Source organism: Citrobacter sp. C1 (assembly GCF_014596895.2).
GTDB classification, from domain to species: domain Bacteria; phylum Pseudomonadota; class Gammaproteobacteria; order Enterobacterales; family Enterobacteriaceae; genus Citrobacter; species Citrobacter gillenii.
On sequence record NZ_CP115035.1, the window covers coordinates 402,572 to 419,003 of the forward strand.

Below are 16,432 nucleotides of genomic sequence, written 5' to 3' on the forward strand. Positions count from 1 at the left end.
CGCGACCCGTTATCTCATCACTTTTTGATTAGCTTAGCGTAAAAGAAGCCATCACCTTCTTCTGCACTCGGTAAATTCTGGCGGCCTGGTTGCTCAGGTGTGCCGGTTTCGCTTAATACCGCGTTTGGCGTACGCGTCAGGAAGGCCGCAATCTGCTGCTGGTTCTCTTCAGGCAGAATAGAACAGGTTGCATAAACCAGCGTGCCGCCCGGCTTCAGATGCGCCCAAGTCGCATTCAGGATCTCTGCCTGTAGTTGGGCAAGCTCGGTGATATCCCGGTCACGGCGCAGCCATTTAATATCCGGATGGCGACGAATGACCCCAGTGGCTGAGCATGGAGCATCCAGCAGAATACGATCGAACTGCTGTTCGCCACACCATTGTTGTGGAAAACGACCATCGCCCTGCTTGACGGTGGCCTTCATGCCCAAACGCTTCAGGTTGTCGTAGACGCGTGACAGACGTTTTTCGTCTACGTCGACCGCCATTACATTTGCATTCGGAGCAACTTCCAGAATATGTGTCGTCTTTCCACCTGGCGCTGCACATAAATCGAGGATCTGTTCACCGTTCTTCGGCTGCAGATAGCTTACGCATCCTTGAGCGGAAGCGTCCTGGACGGTTACCCATCCCTGCTCGAAGCCGGGCAATGCCAGAACTGACACTGGGGTTTCCAGACGCACAGCATCCGGGTAATCCGGGTGTGGGAAGCCGGTAAGACCACTTTCCGCCAGCAATGCTAGCCACGCGTCGCGCGAGTGGTGGTTACGGTTAACGCGTAGCCACATTGGCGGACGCTGGTTATTAGCCGCAAGAATGGTTTCCCACTGCTGTGGATAAGCATTCTTAATGCGTTTTACTAACCAGGATGGGTGTAAGAAGCGCAGTTCGCTTTGTGCAAACTCGGTTAACAGTTCGTCCTGGCGGCGCTGAAACTGGCGTAGTACGCCGTTAATCAGGCCTTTCAACTGCTGGCGTTTGATCACGACCGCGCCTTCCACTGTTTCAGCTAATGCAGCATGAGGAGGGATACGGGTATGCAGTAGTTGGTAGAAACCGACCATGATCAGGTAGTGGACCGTGCGCTGTTTACCCGTCATCGGGCGTTCCATCAGCTGTTTGATCATCCACTCAAGTTGGGAGAGGGTGCGCAATACGCCGAAGCAAAGTTCCTGTAACAGCGCCTTATCTTTATCGGCAACTTTCTGCTGCATGGCAGGTAGCACATTGCTTAGCGACTGCCCCTTTTCGACAACCTGTTCGACGGCCTGCGCCGCCATACTGCGTAAATTTAGATTTTTTTTCATAACCGCAAAAATAAAAATGCCCGGAGATGCCGGGCTTTAAGAGATGAACCGTCAGAGCAGACGGTTTCCAGGAACGAACCATTCCCGGCGTGAATTCAACAGGTCCTGCGCGCTCATGGCTTTTTTACCGGCTGGCTGCAAAGAGATGAGATTCAGGATGCCATCGCCTGTCGCAATCTGAATACCCTGGCGGGTTGCTTCCAGAATCGTTCCTGGTTCGGCACCTGCAGGTTTATCAATCACCGTGGCCTGCCAGATTTTGACCGGCTGCTCATCAATGACGATGTAACTCATCGGCCATGGATTAAAGGCGCGAATGCAGCGCTCCAGCTGAACGGCACTAAGCGTCCAGTCCATGCGGGCTTCTTCTTTACTTAGCTTCTCGGCATAGCTCACCAGCGATTCATCCTGGACTTCAGGTTTCGCGGTGCCCGTTGCCAACAGGTGCAGTGTGTGCAGCAGTCCCTGTGGGCCGAGTTCGGCTAACTTATTGTAGAGGCTGGCGCTGGTGTCTTCAGTGGTGATTGGGCAAGAGAGTTTGTGTAGCATATCGCCGGTATCCAGACCGACATCCATCTGCATGATGGTGACGCCGGTTTCGGTATCGCCAGCCCACAGTGAACGTTGGATGGGTGCCGCGCCGCGCCAGCGAGGAAGCAGGGAACCATGGACGTTGATGCATCCCAAGCGCGGCATGTCCAGCACGGCTTTTGGCAGAATAAGGCCATATGCCACTACCACCATTACATCTGCGTGCAGGTCAGCAACTAACTGCTGGTTTTCCTGAGGACGAAGAGAGACGGGCTGAAAAACCGGTAACCCTTTTTTTTCGGCCAGCACTTTTACCGGGCTGGGCATCAGCTTTTTACCACGTCCTGCTGGGCGATCCGGTTGGGTAAATACGCCGACGACGTTATGTCCAGAAGACAGCAGCGCGTCGAGATGACGCGCTGCAAAGTCAGGTGTACCCGCAAAAATAATACGTAGTGAGTCTGACACGTTGATTCTTGTCCTTAAGGTCGGGCGTTCAGGCGGTCGAGTTTTTCAACTTTCTGACGAATGCGTTGTTGTTTCAACGGCGACAGATAATCAATAAACAATTTACCGACCAGGTGATCCATTTCGTGTTGAATGCAGATCGCTAACAGGCCATCGGCTTCCAGTTCAAAGGGGTTACCCTCACGATCGAGTGCGCGAATTTTTACTTTCTCAGCGCGCGGTACTAATGCTCGCTGTTCGGGAATAGACAGGCAACCTTCTTCAATGCCGGTTTCACCGTCTTTTTCCAGTAGCTCAGGGTTGATCAACACCAGGCGCTCATCGCGATTTTCAGAGATATCAATAACAATGATGCGCTGATGAATATCAACCTGCGTTGCCGCCAGGCCAATACCTTCTTCGGCGTACATCGTCTCGAACATATCATCGACGATACGCTGAATTTCTGCATTCACTTCTTCAACCGGTTTTGCGATTTTGCGAAGACGCTCGTCCGGGATATGTAACACTTGCAAAACTGACATAGTTATCCAGAGTTGTGTTCAGGAGTTGGAAAGATTATTACCTCTATTCTAGACAAAACCCCTTCTGATTGACAGCATCAGTGACCAATCGCAAAGATTGCTATGACTGCTTGTGGCAGGGGGAAAAGGGATGACCCACACCGAAATTTGGTTACGTTTAGCACGAGTATGTGAACTTTATGGTGATGAGATGGTGCGCATTGCTCACTGGCTTATTGCTCAACCGTGTATTAACAAAACGATACTCCAGTATGCAGGATTCTCTCCCCGCCAGGCCGCACGTTTTTTAAGCTTTTCCGACATTGAATTGGAAAAAACGCTGCGCTGGCTGGAGTTACCGCATCACCATGTCGTTTTTGCCGATAGCGAACGTTATCCGCCGCAGCTTCGCGCCACTGAAGATTACCCGGGACTCCTCTTTATTGTTGGCGATCCCGATTGTTTACACTCTTTTCAGGTCGCTGTTGTGGGGAGCCGGCAACATTCCTGGTATGGAGAGCGCTGGGGGCGATTATTCTGTGAGAAGCTTGCCGCTTGCGGTGTGACAATCACCAGCGGGCTGGCACGGGGGATCGATGGCGTCGCGCACAACGCGGCGGTAAATATGAATAGAACCAGTATCGCCGTGCTGGGGAACGGCCTGGAAACCATTCATCCACGGCGGCACGCGCATCTTGCCGAACGTCTGATTGAGGCCGGAGGCGCGCTGGTGTCCGAGTTCCCTTTGGATATGCTTCCTCTACCGCGCAATTTTCCGCGACGAAATCGTATTATCAGTGGCTTAAGCAAAGGCGTACTGGTGATTGAGGCCGCTCAGCGTAGCGGTTCGCTGGTGACTGCGCGTTGTGCCCTGGAGCAAGGACGGGACGTTTTTGCGTTACCAGGGGCAATAGGGAACCCAGGTTGTGAGGGGCCACATTGGCTCATTAAGCAAGGAGCGACGTTGGTTACGGCTCCAGAAGATATTCTGGAGAATTTGCAATACGGTTTACATTGGGTGCCAGATGAACCTGAAAATTCAATTTATTCACCAGATCACGAAGAGGTGGCATTGCCATTTCCTGAGCTCCTGGCTAACGTAGGAGATGAGGTAACACCTGTTGACGTCGTCGCTGAACGTGCCGGCCAACCTGTGCCAGAGGTAGTGGCTCAGCTACTCGAACTGGAGTTAGCAGGATGGATCGCAGCTGTACCCGGCGGCTATGTCCGATTGAGGAGGGCATGCCATGTTCGACGTACTAATGTATTTGTTTGAGACATATATCCATAACGAAGCGGAGCTGCGTGTGGATCAGGACAAACTGGAACGGGATCTTACCGACGCTGGTTTTGATCGTGAAGACATCTACAACGCGTTACTGTGGCTGGAAAAACTGGCTGATTATCAGGATGGCCTTGCCGAACCTATGCAGCTTGCATCTGACCCTCTGTCTATTCGTATTTATACGGCGGAAGAGTGCGATCGCCTGGATGCGAGTTGTCGGGGGTTCTTATTATTCCTGGAGCAGATCCAGGTGCTAAACCTCGAAACGCGAGAAATGGTGATTGAGCGTGTACTCGCGCTGGATACAGCAGAATTCGATCTGGAAGACCTGAAGTGGGTGATCCTGATGGTTTTATTCAACATTCCCGGTTGTGAAAATGCGTATCAGCAAATGGAAGAATTACTCTTTGAAGTGAATGAAGGTATGCTGCATTAATCAATCTTCATTCAGTATGAGTTGTTATGGCTAAATCAGCACTGTTTGCGGTGCGTAAAAACGAGCCCTGCCCACAATGCGGGGCTGAACTGGTTATTCGCTCTGGGAAACATGGCCCGTTTCTCGGTTGTTCACAGTATCCGGAATGCGACTATGTCCGTCCGCTAAAATCCTCTGCGGACGGACATATTGTCAAAGTTCTGGAGGGTAAGTTTTGTCCTGAGTGCGGTGCTGAGCTGGTGCTGAGGCAGGGACGATTCGGTATGTTTATTGGGTGTAGTGATTACCCGGCATGTGACCATACTGAACTTATCGACAAACCAGATGAAACGGCGATTGTTTGCCCCCAATGCCGGACAGGCCAGTTGGTCCAGCGGCGTTCCCGTTATGGCAAAACTTTTTACTCCTGCGATCGCTATCCTGAGTGTCAGTTTGTCATCAACTTCAAACCTCTGGCTGGAGAGTGTCCTGAGTGTCACTATCCGCTTCTCATCGAAAAGAAAACCGCACAGGGTGTGAAACACTTTTGTGCCAGTAAACAATGTGGAAAGCCGGTCTCGGCGGAATAAAAAAGTGAATAATAACCTGCCCACAGATCCCATCGCTGCTGCGATAGCGGTTCTGAAACAAGATAAAGTCATCGCTTATCCAACAGAAGCTGTTTTCGGCGTCGGCTGTGACCCAGATAGCGAAACGGCTGTTACTCGTCTGTTGGAACTAAAACAACGACCAATTGATAAAGGCTTGATTTTAATTGCGGCAAATTTTGACCAACTCAAGCCGTATATTGATGACAGCATGCTCACTGATGCCCAACGTGATGCTATTTTCGCGTGCTGGCCAGGTCCCGTTACCTTTGTATTTCCGGCAGCGATAACGACACCACGTTGGTTAACCGGCCGTTTTGATTCGCTGGCCGTGCGCGTCACGGATCATCCGCTGGTGGTTGCGTTGTGCCAGGCTTATGGCAAACCGTTAGTTTCTACCAGTGCTAATTTGAGTGGTCTACCCCCTTGCAGGACGGTAGAGGAAGTACGCGTGCAGTTTGGTATAGATTTCCCCGTTGTCGAAGGTGATACCGGGGGGCGTTTAAATCCTTCGGAAATACGTGATGCCTTGACGGGTGAACAATTTCGACAGGGGTAATATGAAAGAAGCCTATGCTGTTTTTGGCAATCCAATCGCGCACAGCAAATCGCCTTTTATTCATCAGCAATTTGCAGAGCAGCTGAATATCGATCACACCTATGGACGGGTGCTGGCGCCAATCAATAATTTTGTGAATACGCTGAACACCTTCTTTGCAGAGGGCGGTAAAGGGGCGAATATTACGGTTCCTTTTAAAGAAGAGGCATTTGCGCGGGCTGATGAATTAACAGAACGGGCATCGCTTGCCGGGGCGGTTAACACGCTTAAGCGTTTGGAAGATGGACGCTTACTTGGGGATAACACTGATGGTATTGGTTTATTAAGCGATCTTGAACGTTTAGCTTTTATTCGTCCCGGATCGCGTATTTTACTTATTGGGGCTGGTGGGGCATCCCGCGGGGTATTACTCCCTCTTCTTTCTATGGATTGTGCGGTGGCCATCGTAAACCGTACCGCTTCGCGTGCAGAAGAACTGGCTCAGATCTTTTCCCATACCGGTAGCGTTCAGGCCGTGGGATTTGATGAGCTTGAGAATAACACCTTCGATCTCATTATTAATGCGACCTCCAGTGGGATTAGTGGGGATGTTCCGGCTATCCCTGCATCACTGATCAACGCTTCTGTTTATTGCTACGACATGTTTTATCAGAAAGGGAATACGCCGTTCTTGTCCTGGTGCGCATTACAGGGAGCAAAACATTGTGCTGATGGGTTGGGAATGTTGGTAGGGCAGGCGGCGCATGCCGTTTTACTCTGGCATGGCGTATTGCCGAAGACGGAACCCGTCATTAAACAGCTGCAACAGGAACTGTCCGTGTGAACCAGGCTATCCAGTTTCCCGATAGAGAAGAATGGAAGTCAGATATAGATGCTGTCGTTTTCCCGGCGATGGTTCAGGGTATGCAGCTAACATGCGCCATCAACGGAGAGGTATTGGCGCGTCGCTTTGGCGGCAACACGCCTGAACAGTGGATGGAAATTTTTCGGGAGCATCGCTGGGATCTGGAAGATGAAGCCGAAGCATTGATCCAGGCTCAGCAAGAAGATGCTCATGGTTGGGTTTGGTTATCCTGACTCAAATACTCGTCTTTCCATTTCACATAGTTGTTAGCTGAATACTGCAGGCCCGCTTTTTCTTCATCGCTGAGTGGGCGGATCTGTTTAACCGGGCTGCCCAGGTACAGATACCCGCTCTCCAGGCGTTTGTTTTGCGGAACCAAACTTCCCGCGCCAATCATTACGTCATCTTCTACTACGACACCGTCCAGCAGGATCGATCCCATACCGACCAAAACGCGGTTGCCAATGACGCAGCCGTGCAGCATGACTTTATGGCCCACGGTGACATCCTCACCCACGATCAGTGGATTGCCTTGCGGGTTAGATGCTGATTTATGCGTGACATGTAACACGCTACCGTCCTGAATGTTTGTGCGGGCGCCGATTTGTACGTAGTTCACGTCACCACGGATCGCGACCAGAGGCCAGATCCCAACATTATCAGCCAGACGAACATCACCAATGATGACGCTGCTGGTGTCGATCATCACGCGTTTCCCGATCTGCGGGAAAAGATCCTTATAAGGGCGCAGTACATCAGACATGTTTACCTCAATAAAATAGAGCAGTAATGAAGACTTTGGTTTGATTATCGAGACTGTGCAAGCGATTTAGTTATCAAAAATCAGGCATATTGTGCAGGAATGTAGCGAAAGGGGTAAAAAACAGCCACTCAGCAAAAAAGATCTAAAAAACACTTGTGCTAAAAAATGGGATCCCTATAATGCGCCTCCATCGACACGGCGGATGTGAATCACTTCACACAAACAGCCGGTTCGGTTGAAGAGAAAAACCTGAAAATAAACGGTTGACTCTGAAAGAGGAAAGCGTAATATACGCCACCTCGCAACAGTGAGCGAAAGCCGTGTTGCACTGCTCTTTAACAATTTATCAGACAATCTGTGTGGGCACTCGAAGATACGGATTCTTAACGTCGCAAGACGAAAAATGAATACCAAGTCTCTGAGTGAACATACGTAATTCATTACGAAGTTTAATTCACGAGCATCAAACTTAAATTGAAGAGTTTGATCATGGCTCAGATTGAACGCTGGCGGCAGGCCTAACACATGCAAGTCGAACGGTAGCACAGAGGAGCTTGCTCCTTGGGTGACGAGTGGCGGACGGGTGAGTAATGTCTGGGAAACTGCCCGATGGAGGGGGATAACTACTGGAAACGGTAGCTAATACCGCATAATGTCGCAAGACCAAAGAGGGGGACCTTCGGGCCTCTTGCCATCGGATGTGCCCAGATGGGATTAGCTAGTAGGTGGGGTAACGGCTCACCTAGGCGACGATCCCTAGCTGGTCTGAGAGGATGACCAGCCACACTGGAACTGAGACACGGTCCAGACTCCTACGGGAGGCAGCAGTGGGGAATATTGCACAATGGGCGCAAGCCTGATGCAGCCATGCCGCGTGTATGAAGAAGGCCTTCGGGTTGTAAAGTACTTTCAGCGAGGAGGAAGGGGATGTGGTTAATAACCGCATTCATTGACGTTACTCGCAGAAGAAGCACCGGCTAACTCCGTGCCAGCAGCCGCGGTAATACGGAGGGTGCAAGCGTTAATCGGAATTACTGGGCGTAAAGCGCACGCAGGCGGTCTGTCAAGTCGGATGTGAAATCCCCGGGCTCAACCTGGGAACTGCATCCGAAACTGGCAGGCTAGAGTCTTGTAGAGGGGGGTAGAATTCCAGGTGTAGCGGTGAAATGCGTAGAGATCTGGAGGAATACCGGTGGCGAAGGCGGCCCCCTGGACAAAGACTGACGCTCAGGTGCGAAAGCGTGGGGAGCAAACAGGATTAGATACCCTGGTAGTCCACGCCGTAAACGATGTCGACTTGGAGGTTGTTCCCTTGAGGAGTGGCTTCCGGAGCTAACGCGTTAAGTCGACCGCCTGGGGAGTACGGCCGCAAGGTTAAAACTCAAATGAATTGACGGGGGCCCGCACAAGCGGTGGAGCATGTGGTTTAATTCGATGCAACGCGAAGAACCTTACCTACTCTTGACATCCAGAGAACTTAGCAGAGATGCTTTGGTGCCTTCGGGAACTCTGAGACAGGTGCTGCATGGCTGTCGTCAGCTCGTGTTGTGAAATGTTGGGTTAAGTCCCGCAACGAGCGCAACCCTTATCCTTTGTTGCCAGCGGTTCGGCCGGGAACTCAAAGGAGACTGCCAGTGATAAACTGGAGGAAGGTGGGGATGACGTCAAGTCATCATGGCCCTTACGAGTAGGGCTACACACGTGCTACAATGGCATATACAAAGAGAAGCGACCTCGCGAGAGCAAGCGGACCTCATAAAGTATGTCGTAGTCCGGATTGGAGTCTGCAACTCGACTCCATGAAGTCGGAATCGCTAGTAATCGTAGATCAGAATGCTACGGTGAATACGTTCCCGGGCCTTGTACACACCGCCCGTCACACCATGGGAGTGGGTTGCAAAAGAAGTAGGTAGCTTAACCTTCGGGAGGGCGCTTACCACTTTGTGATTCATGACTGGGGTGAAGTCGTAACAAGGTAACCGTAGGGGAACCTGCGGTTGGATCACCTCCTTACCTTAAAGAAACGTTCTTTGTAGTGTCCACACAGATTGTCTGATGAAAAATTAGCAGTAAAAATCTCTGCAGGCTTGTAGCTCAGGTGGTTAGAGCGCACCCCTGATAAGGGTGAGGTCGGTGGTTCAAGTCCACTCAGGCCTACCAAATTTGCCCTGATACTGTGTTGTGAAACGACTCGCATACTTCAGTATGCTTCGTCATTCCACGCCTTGTCTCAGGACAAATTATCGGTACAGAGATGAAGTATTACGATGGGGTTATAGCTCAGCTGGGAGAGCGCCTGCCTTGCACGCAGGAGGTCTGCGGTTCGATCCCGCATAGCTCCACCATCCTTTACTGCAAAAAAACAAGAAAACTTCAGAGTGTACCTGAAAAGGTTCACTGCGAAGTTTTGCTCTTTAAAAATCTGGATCAAGCTGAAAATTGAAACGACACACTGTGTCTGTTCTCCGTAATAAGAACAGATAAATGGTGTGTTCGAGTCTCTCAAATTTTCGCAACACGATGTGTTTTACGAAACATCTTCGGGTTGTGAGGTTAAGCGACTAAGCGTACACGGTGGATGCCCTGGCAGTCAGAGGCGATGAAGGACGTGCTAATCTGCGATAAGCGTCGGTAAGGTGATATGAACCGTTATAGCCGGCGATTTCCGAATGGGGAAACCCAGTGTGTTTCGACACACTATCATTACGTGAATACATAGCGTAATGAAGCGAACCGGGGGAACTGAAACATCTAAGTACCCCGAGGAAAAGAAATCAACCGAGATTCCCCCAGTAGCGGCGAGCGAACGGGGAGCAGCCCAGAGTCTGAATCAGCATGTGTGGTAGTGGAACGGTCTGGAAAGTCCGACGGTACAGGGTGATAGTCCCGTACACAAAATCGCATGTGTTGTGAACTCGAAGAGTAGGGCGGGACACGTGGTATCCTGTCTGAATATGGGGGGACCATCCTCCAAGGCTAAATACTCCTGACTGACCGATAGTGAACCAGTACCGTGAGGGAAAGGCGAAAAGAACCCCGGCGAGGGGAGTGAAAAAGAACCTGAAACCGTGTACGTACAAGCAGTGGGAGCCTTGATTTATCAGGGTGACTGCGTACCTTTTGTATAATGGGTCAGCGACTTATATTCTGTAGCAAGGTTAACCGTATAGGGGAGCCGAAGGGAAACCGAGTCTTAACTGGGCGTTAAGTTGCAGGGTATAGACCCGAAACCCGGTGATCTAGCCATGGGCAGGTTGAAGGTTGGGTAACACTAACTGGAGGACCGAACCGACTAATGTTGAAAAATTAGCGGATGACTTGTGGCTGGGGGTGAAAGGCCAATCAAACCGGGAGATAGCTGGTTCTCCCCGAAAGCTATTTAGGTAGCGCCTCGTGAACTCATCTTCGGGGGTAGAGCACTGTTTCGGCTAGGGGGTCATCCCGACTTACCAACCCGATGCAAACTACGAATACCGAAGAATGTTATCACGGGAGACACACGGCGGGTGCTAACGTCCGTCGTGAAGAGGGAAACAACCCAGACCGCCAGCTAAGGTCCCAAAGTCACAGTTAAGTGGGAAACGATGTGGGAAGGCACAGACAGCCAGGATGTTGGCTTAGAAGCAGCCATCATTTAAAGAAAGCGTAATAGCTCACTGGTCGAGTCGGCCTGCGCGGAAGATGTAACGGGGCTAAACTGTGCACCGAAGCTGCGGCAGCGACACTATGTGTTGTTGGGTAGGGGAGCGTTCTGTAAGCCGTTGAAGGTGTCCTGTGAGGGGTGCTGGAGGTATCAGAAGTGCGAATGCTGACATAAGTAACGATAATGCGGGTGAAAAACCCGCACGCCGGAAGACCAAGGGTTCCTGTCCAACGTTAATCGGGGCAGGGTGAGTCGACCCCTAAGGCGAGGCCGAAAGGCGTAGTCGATGGGAAACAGGTTAATATTCCTGTACTTGGTGTTACTGCGAAGGGGGGACGGAGAAGGCTATGTTAGCCGGGCGACGGTTGTCCCGGTTTAAGCATGTAGGCGGGAAGTTTAGGTAAATCCGGACTTCTGTATAACGCTGAGGTGTGATGACGAGGCACTACGGTGCTGAAGTAACAAATGCCCTGCTTCCAGGAAAAGCCTCTAAGCATCAGGTAACACGAAATCGTACCCCAAACCGACACAGGTGGTCAGGTAGAGAATACCAAGGCGCTTGAGAGAACTCGGGTGAAGGAACTAGGCAAAATGGTGCCGTAACTTCGGGAGAAGGCACGCTGATGGTAGGTGAAGCGACTTGCTCGTGGAGCTGAAATCAGTCGAAGATACCAGCTGGCTGCAACTGTTTATTAAAAACACAGCACTGTGCAAACACGAAAGTGGACGTATACGGTGTGACGCCTGCCCGGTGCCGGAAGGTTAATTGATGGGGTTATCCGTAAGGAGAAGCTCTTGATCGAAGCCCCGGTAAACGGCGGCCGTAACTATAACGGTCCTAAGGTAGCGAAATTCCTTGTCGGGTAAGTTCCGACCTGCACGAATGGCGTAATGATGGCCAGGCTGTCTCCACCCGAGACTCAGTGAAATTGAACTCGCTGTGAAGATGCAGTGTACCCGCGGCAAGACGGAAAGACCCCGTGAACCTTTACTATAGCTTGACACTGAACACTGGTCCTTGATGTGTAGGATAGGTGGGAGGCTTTGAAGTGTGGACGCCAGTCTGCATGGAGCCAACCTTGAAATACCACCCTTTAATGGCTGGTGTTCTAACGTAGACCCGTGATCCGGGTTGCGGACAGTGTCTGGTGGGTAGTTTGACTGGGGCGGTCTCCTCCTAAAGAGTAACGGAGGAGCACGAAGGTTAGCTAATCCTGGTCGGACATCAGGAGGTTAGTGCAAAGGCATAAGCTAGCTTGACTGCGAGAGTGACGGCTCGAGCAGGTGCGAAAGCAGGTCTTAGTGATCCGGTGGTTCTGAATGGAAGGGCCATCGCTCAACGGATAAAAGGTACTCCGGGGATAACAGGCTGATACCGCCCAAGAGTTCATATCGACGGCGGTGTTTGGCACCTCGATGTCGGCTCATCACATCCTGGGGCTGAAGTAGGTCCCAAGGGTATGGCTGTTCGCCATTTAAAGTGGTACGCGAGCTGGGTTTAGAACGTCGTGAGACAGTTCGGTCCCTATCTGCCGTGGGCGCTGGAGAATTGAGGGGGGCTGCTCCTAGTACGAGAGGACCGGAGTGGACGCATCACTGGTGTTCGGGTTGTCATGCCAATGGCATTGCCCGGTAGCTAAATGCGGAAGAGATAAGTGCTGAAAGCATCTAAGCACGAAACTTGCCCCGAGATGAGTTCTCCCTGACTCCTTGAGAGTCCTGAAGGAACGTTGAAGACTACGACGTTGATAGGTCGGGTGTGTAAGTGTAGCGATACATTGAGCTAACCGATACTAATGAACCGTGAGGCTTAACCTTACAACGCCAAAGATGTTTTGGCGAAAGAAAGACATCAAATTCAGCTTGATACAGATAAAATCAGAACGCAAAAGCGGTCTGATAACAGAATTTGCCTGGCGGCTGTAGCGCGGTGGTCCCACCTGACCCCATGCCGAACTCAGAAGTGAAACGCCGTAGCGCCGATGGTAGTGTGGGGTCTCCCCATGCGAGAGTAGGGAACTGCCAGGCATCAAATTTAGTGTGCTGATATGGCTCAGTTGGTAGAGCGCACCCTTGGTAAGGGTGAGGTCCCCAGTTCGACTCTGGGTATCAGCACCAGTTTTTAGGTTAATGTTCGGCACGTAGAAAAGAATTTGTCTGGCGGCTGTAGCGCGGTGGTCCCACCTGACCCCATGCCGAACTCAGAAGTGAAACGCCGTAGCGCCGATGGTAGTGTGGGGTCTCCCCATGCGAGAGTAGGGAACTGCCAGACATCAAATAAGTGAAAAGGCCATCCGAGAGGATGGCCTTTTTGCGTTATGTGTACTCAGAAAAGGCCAGATGACGGTGTCAACGCCCTATCCGACCTTTAGAATTGGTACCGTTATTGGTCTGGTAAATGTAGTGCCGTTATATGCAATTGGATGATAATGTTAATGTATTACCTGCGATAAAAACGCTCGCGTACGTTCAGAACGTGGATTGGCAAAAAACTCATCCGGGGGGGCCTGTTCCACTATTTCACCTAGATCCATAAAAATCACTCTGTCGGCTACCGTGCGTGCAAAGCCCATTTCATGGGTGACACACAACATCGTCATTCCTGATTGCGCCAGGCCAATCATAGTATCCAGTACTTCTTTCACCATTTCAGGATCCAGCGCCGAGGTGGGTTCGTCAAACAACATAATTTTGGGTTTCATACACAGCGAGCGCGCAATAGCCACACGCTGCTGCTGTCCTCCGGAGATTTGTCCCGGGAATTTATGCGCATGTTCCGCAATACGAACCCGTTCAAGATAGTGCATGGCCAGAACCTCAGCCTCTTTCTTTGGCATCTTGTGGACCCAAATAGGGGCCAATGTGCAGTTTTGCAAGACCGTCAAATGCGGAAAGAGATTAAAGTGCTGAAAGACCATACCGACTTCTTGCCTGACACGCTCAATATTGCGGATGTCTTCGTTGAGTTCAATCCCATCCACCACAATGCGTCCTTGCTGATGCTCTTCCAGATGATTAATACAGCGGATGGTTGTCGATTTACCAGAGCCAGAAGGCCCACATAATACGATGCGCTCCCCCTGTTTTACCTTCAGGTTAATATTCTTAAGAACATGAAACTGCCCATACCACTTGTTGACGTTTTCCAGCGTAATCATCGCGTCGGTAGACGGCATTAATAATTGGCTCATAAATTCCTCAGTGCGGTGTACGCCCGGTGTTAAAACGTTTTTCCAGATGCTGGCTGTAACGAGACATGCTGAAACAGAAAATCCAGTAAATCAGTGCGGCAAAAACGTAGCCTTCTGTCGACATCCCCAGCCAGGCGGGATCGACGGTTGCTTGTTGTACGCTACTAAAAAGATCAAACAGACCTATGATGATGACCAGGCTGGTATCTTTGAACAGCGCGATAATCGTGTTGACCAGGCCGGGAATAACCAACTTAAGCGCTTGGGGAAGAATAACCAGTCCCTGCGTCTTCCAGTATCCTAGTGCCAGTGACTCGGCGGCTTCATACTGCCCCTTTGGTAAGGCTTGTAATCCTCCGCGCACCACCTCCGCGACATAGGCAGACTGGAAAAGGATCACCCCAACCAGCGCGCGAATTAGTTTGTCGATGCTGGTACCTTCCGACATAAACAATGGCAGCATCACTGAGGACATAAACAGCACGGTGATCAACGGTACTCCACGCCAGAACTCAATGAAAATAACGGATAAAATCCGCACGACGGGCATATGAGAACGACGACCTAATGCCAGTAAAATTCCCCATGGAAGTGCACCGGCAATACCGACGGAGGCGATAATCAAGGTTAGCGTTAATCCTCCCCACTGCCGGGTTTCGACACGTTCGAGACCGAAAAAACCACCGTACATCAGCCACCAGACCACAATGGGGTAAACCACTGCCCAGACGGCGATATAGCGACCACGGTGGGACATGGCTTTCCAGAACATCGGGGCGATAGAAAGCAGACCGATAACCAGGGCCAGATTTACTCGCCAACGCTGATCGTGTGGATAGAGTCCATACATAAATTGGCCAAAGCGTTCATGGATGAACACCCAGCAGGCTCCTGCTTTCGTACAATCTGTCCGGGTAGATCCTACCCAGTTCGCCTGTAGAAATGCCCAGTTCAATAGAGGGGGAATAAACGCCCACATTAACCACACGCACAACAGCGTGAGCAGGCTATTTGACCAACTAGAGAACAGGTTCTTGCGTACCCACAAAATAACGCGTCCTGCGTGATTACTGTTCTGGCGCGTGGGGTGAGACAGCAGTGCTTTTGTCATCATGGCTCCTTAGCGCTCAATCAGTGCGATCCGACGGTTATAAATATTCATCAACAGAGAAATGCTCAGGCTGATGATCAGATACACCGACATGGTAATGGCAATGGTTTCAATGGCCTGTCCTGTTTGGTTAAGTACGGTCCCAGCAAACAGTGAAACCATATCCGGGTAGCCGATGGCTGCAGCCAGGGAGGAGTTTTTTACGATATTCAGGTACTGGCTGGTCAGCGGGGGAATGATGACGCGCAGCGCCTGCGGGATAATAACCTGGCGAAGGGTTACCGGATTTGGCAGCCCCAGTGAGCGTGCTGCCTCGTGCTGACCATAAGGCACGGCCTGAATACCTGCGCGAATAATTTCTGCAATAAATGCGGAGGTATACACCGAAAGTGCCAGCGTCAGCGCAGCCAGTTCTGGTATAAGCACCATGCCGCCACGGAAGTTAAAGCCGCGTAGTTCAGGCACATCCCAGTGTAGCGCTGCGCCAAAAATCCACTGTGAAAGCATCGGTAAAAAAGCGAACAGCGCCAGGGCCGTAGGCCAGGTCCGTCGTAACTGACCTGTTTTAGTCTGATGCATTTTATTAAAGCGAAATAACCCAATGGAGATGATGGCAGCAATCAGGGCGGCAGCGCAAAAGGCAACAAGACCCTCTGCCATTTGTGGTGCCGGAATATAGAGCCCGCGGTTGCTCAGGAATGCGATATCCAATGCGTTAACAGCCTGGCGTGGGCCAGGTAAATTACGTAACACAGCAAAATACCAGAAGAAGATTTGAAGCAGCGGGGGAATATTGCGGAACGTTTCGATATAAATCGTTGAGAGCTTGCGCAGTAACCAGTTATCCGACAACCGCGCCAGTCCGAGAAAAAAACCGAGAAATGACGCGAAAACAATGCACAGCGCTGAGACTAACAGTGTATTAAGCAGACCGACCAGAAAGACGCGGCCATAGGTATCGCCCTGCTCGTAATCAATCAGATGCTGAACAATGCCAAATCCGGCACTGCGATCGAGAAAAGAAAACCCCGAGGTAATACCGCGGCTGCTCAGGTTATTAATCGTGTTATGAATGAGGTAGACCGCAATGCTGACGACCGCAATGACGGCGAGTATTTGAAATAACCAGGCGCGGACCGCAGGGTTAGAAAAGGAGAATGATCCTTTTACGCTTGAGCGGCGATGGGGCATAAGAAAACCTCGG

Annotated in this window: 13 protein-coding genes, 3 tRNA genes and 4 rRNA genes; 13 read left to right on the forward strand and 7 right to left on the reverse strand. The window is 51.0% G+C overall.

Annotation, left to right across the window (positions count from 1 at the left end; genetic code table 11):
* Positions 1–17: 17 nt before the first annotated feature.
* From rsmB to def, 3 genes are read right to left on the reverse strand one after another with little or no spacing between them, the layout of a single operon-like run.
* Entirely contained in the window at positions 18–1,307 is a 1,290-nt protein-coding gene (rsmB, locus tag IB214_RS02010; RefSeq protein WP_096755439.1) for a 16S rRNA (cytosine(967)-C(5))-methyltransferase RsmB, read from the reverse strand.
* A gap of 51 nt (positions 1,308–1,358) precedes the next feature.
* Positions 1,359–2,306, reverse strand: coding sequence for a methionyl-tRNA formyltransferase (gene fmt / locus IB214_RS02015; RefSeq protein WP_117344026.1), 948 nt, complete (start codon positions 2,304–2,306; stop codon positions 1,359–1,361).
* A 14-nt stretch (positions 2,307–2,320) separates the two neighbouring features.
* The gene (gene def, locus IB214_RS02020; RefSeq protein ID WP_096755441.1) at positions 2,321–2,830 is read right to left on the reverse strand and encodes a peptide deformylase; all 510 of its coding nucleotides are present in this window, start codon (positions 2,828–2,830) and stop codon (positions 2,321–2,323) included.
* Positions 2,831–2,960: 130 nt separating this feature from the next.
* Between def and dprA the strand changes: the two genes are divergently transcribed.
* The 6 genes from dprA to IB214_RS02050 are packed head-to-tail and all read left to right on the forward strand — an operon-like array spanning position 2,961 to position 6,753.
* Positions 2,961–4,085: a DNA-protecting protein DprA gene (gene dprA / locus IB214_RS02025; RefSeq protein WP_117344025.1), complete on the forward strand. Its 1,125-nt coding sequence runs from the start codon at positions 2,961–2,963 to the stop codon at positions 4,083–4,085.
* Positions 4,057–4,530, forward strand: coding sequence for a DUF494 family protein Smg (gene smg / locus IB214_RS02030; protein ID WP_003031162.1), 474 nt, complete (start codon positions 4,057–4,059; stop codon positions 4,528–4,530). Before dprA ends, smg begins: the two co-directional genes overlap by 29 nt.
* A gap of 26 nt (positions 4,531–4,556) precedes the next feature.
* Positions 4,557–5,099: a type I DNA topoisomerase gene (locus IB214_RS02035; protein ID WP_096755443.1), complete on the forward strand. Its 543-nt coding sequence runs from the start codon at positions 4,557–4,559 to the stop codon at positions 5,097–5,099.
* 4 nt (positions 5,100–5,103) lie between these two features.
* Positions 5,104–5,676, forward strand: a complete 573-nt coding sequence (tsaC, locus tag IB214_RS02040; RefSeq protein WP_096755444.1) for an L-threonylcarbamoyladenylate synthase type 1 TsaC — start codon at positions 5,104–5,106, stop codon at positions 5,674–5,676.
* Position 5,677: 1 nt separating this feature from the next.
* Entirely contained in the window at positions 5,678–6,499 is an 822-nt protein-coding gene (gene aroE / locus IB214_RS02045; RefSeq protein WP_117344023.1) for a shikimate dehydrogenase, read from the forward strand.
* Complete coding sequence (locus tag IB214_RS02050; RefSeq protein WP_117344022.1) at positions 6,496–6,753, forward strand: DUF1488 domain-containing protein; 258 nt, start codon at positions 6,496–6,498, stop codon at positions 6,751–6,753. The genes aroE and IB214_RS02050 overlap by 4 nt, the downstream gene beginning before the upstream one ends.
* Here the strand turns inward: IB214_RS02050 and IB214_RS02055 are convergent.
* A complete protein-coding gene (locus IB214_RS02055) occupies positions 6,729–7,283 on the reverse strand; it encodes a gamma carbonic anhydrase family protein (protein ID WP_115257345.1) in 555 nt (184 codons plus the stop codon). The genes IB214_RS02050 and IB214_RS02055 overlap by 25 nt on opposite strands.
* Positions 7,284–7,754: 471 nt before the next feature.
* Between IB214_RS02055 and IB214_RS02060 the strand changes: the two genes are divergently transcribed.
* The 7 genes from IB214_RS02060 (at position 7,755) to rrf (IB214_RS02090) (ending at position 13,198) form a co-directional block, all read left to right on the forward strand.
* Positions 7,755–9,296 (forward strand): 16S ribosomal RNA (locus tag IB214_RS02060).
* Between the two features lie 70 nt (positions 9,297–9,366).
* Positions 9,367–9,443, forward strand: a tRNA-Ile gene (locus IB214_RS02065).
* 109 nt (positions 9,444–9,552) lie between these two features.
* A tRNA-Ala gene (locus IB214_RS02070) sits at positions 9,553–9,628 on the forward strand.
* A 206-nt stretch (positions 9,629–9,834) separates the two neighbouring features.
* Positions 9,835–12,744, forward strand: a 23S ribosomal RNA gene (locus IB214_RS02075).
* 94 nt (positions 12,745–12,838) lie between these two features.
* A 5S ribosomal RNA gene (gene rrf / locus IB214_RS02080) occupies positions 12,839–12,954 on the forward strand.
* A gap of 14 nt (positions 12,955–12,968) precedes the next feature.
* Positions 12,969–13,044: transfer RNA gene (locus IB214_RS02085), tRNA-Thr, on the forward strand.
* Positions 13,045–13,082: 38 nt separating this feature from the next.
* A 5S ribosomal RNA gene (rrf, locus tag IB214_RS02090) occupies positions 13,083–13,198 on the forward strand.
* The 16S, 23S and 5S rRNA genes sit together here with 3 tRNA genes alongside, the layout of an rRNA operon.
* Before the next feature lie 160 nt (positions 13,199–13,358).
* Here the strand turns inward: rrf (IB214_RS02090) and IB214_RS02095 are convergent.
* Genes IB214_RS02095 through IB214_RS02105 form a run of 3 tightly spaced genes read right to left on the reverse strand, consistent with a single transcriptional unit; the run spans position 13,359 to position 16,419 of the window.
* Positions 13,359–14,117, reverse strand: coding sequence for an amino acid ABC transporter ATP-binding protein (locus IB214_RS02095; RefSeq protein ID WP_096755448.1), 759 nt, complete (start codon positions 14,115–14,117; stop codon positions 13,359–13,361).
* Positions 14,118–14,124: 7 nt separating this feature from the next.
* Complete coding sequence (locus IB214_RS02100) at positions 14,125–15,228, reverse strand: amino acid ABC transporter permease (protein WP_117342761.1); 1,104 nt, start codon at positions 15,226–15,228, stop codon at positions 14,125–14,127.
* 9 nt (positions 15,229–15,237) lie between these two features.
* Positions 15,238–16,419, reverse strand: a complete 1,182-nt coding sequence (locus IB214_RS02105) for an amino acid ABC transporter permease (protein WP_115257346.1) — start codon at positions 16,417–16,419, stop codon at positions 15,238–15,240.
* Positions 16,420–16,432 lie beyond the last annotated feature (13 nt).

What these genes read in the sequence shown, in the direction of transcription:
- rsmB (WP_096755439.1), bottom strand. Translation starts at nt 1,307, where the DNA reads ATGAAAAAAAATCTAAATTTACGCAGTATGGCGGCGCAGGCCGTCGAA.
- def (WP_096755441.1), bottom strand. Translation starts at nt 2,830, where the DNA reads ATGTCAGTTTTGCAAGTGTTACATATCCCGGACGAGCGTCTTCGCAAA.
- dprA (WP_117344025.1), top strand. Translation starts at nt 2,961, where the DNA reads ATGACCCACACCGAAATTTGGTTACGTTTAGCACGAGTATGTGAACTT.
- smg (WP_003031162.1), top strand. Translation starts at nt 4,057, where the DNA reads ATGTTCGACGTACTAATGTATTTGTTTGAGACATATATCCATAACGAA.
- IB214_RS02035 (WP_096755443.1), top strand. Translation starts at nt 4,557, where the DNA reads ATGGCTAAATCAGCACTGTTTGCGGTGCGTAAAAACGAGCCCTGCCCA.
- aroE (WP_117344023.1), top strand. Translation starts at nt 5,678, where the DNA reads ATGAAAGAAGCCTATGCTGTTTTTGGCAATCCAATCGCGCACAGCAAA.
- IB214_RS02055 (WP_115257345.1), bottom strand. Translation starts at nt 7,283, where the DNA reads ATGTCTGATGTACTGCGCCCTTATAAGGATCTTTTCCCGCAGATCGGG.
- IB214_RS02095 (WP_096755448.1), bottom strand. Translation starts at nt 14,117, where the DNA reads ATGAGCCAATTATTAATGCCGTCTACCGACGCGATGATTACGCTGGAA.
- IB214_RS02100 (WP_117342761.1), bottom strand. Translation starts at nt 15,228, where the DNA reads ATGACAAAAGCACTGCTGTCTCACCCCACGCGCCAGAACAGTAATCAC.
- IB214_RS02105 (WP_115257346.1), bottom strand. Translation starts at nt 16,419, where the DNA reads ATGCCCCATCGCCGCTCAAGCGTAAAAGGATCATTCTCCTTTTCTAAC.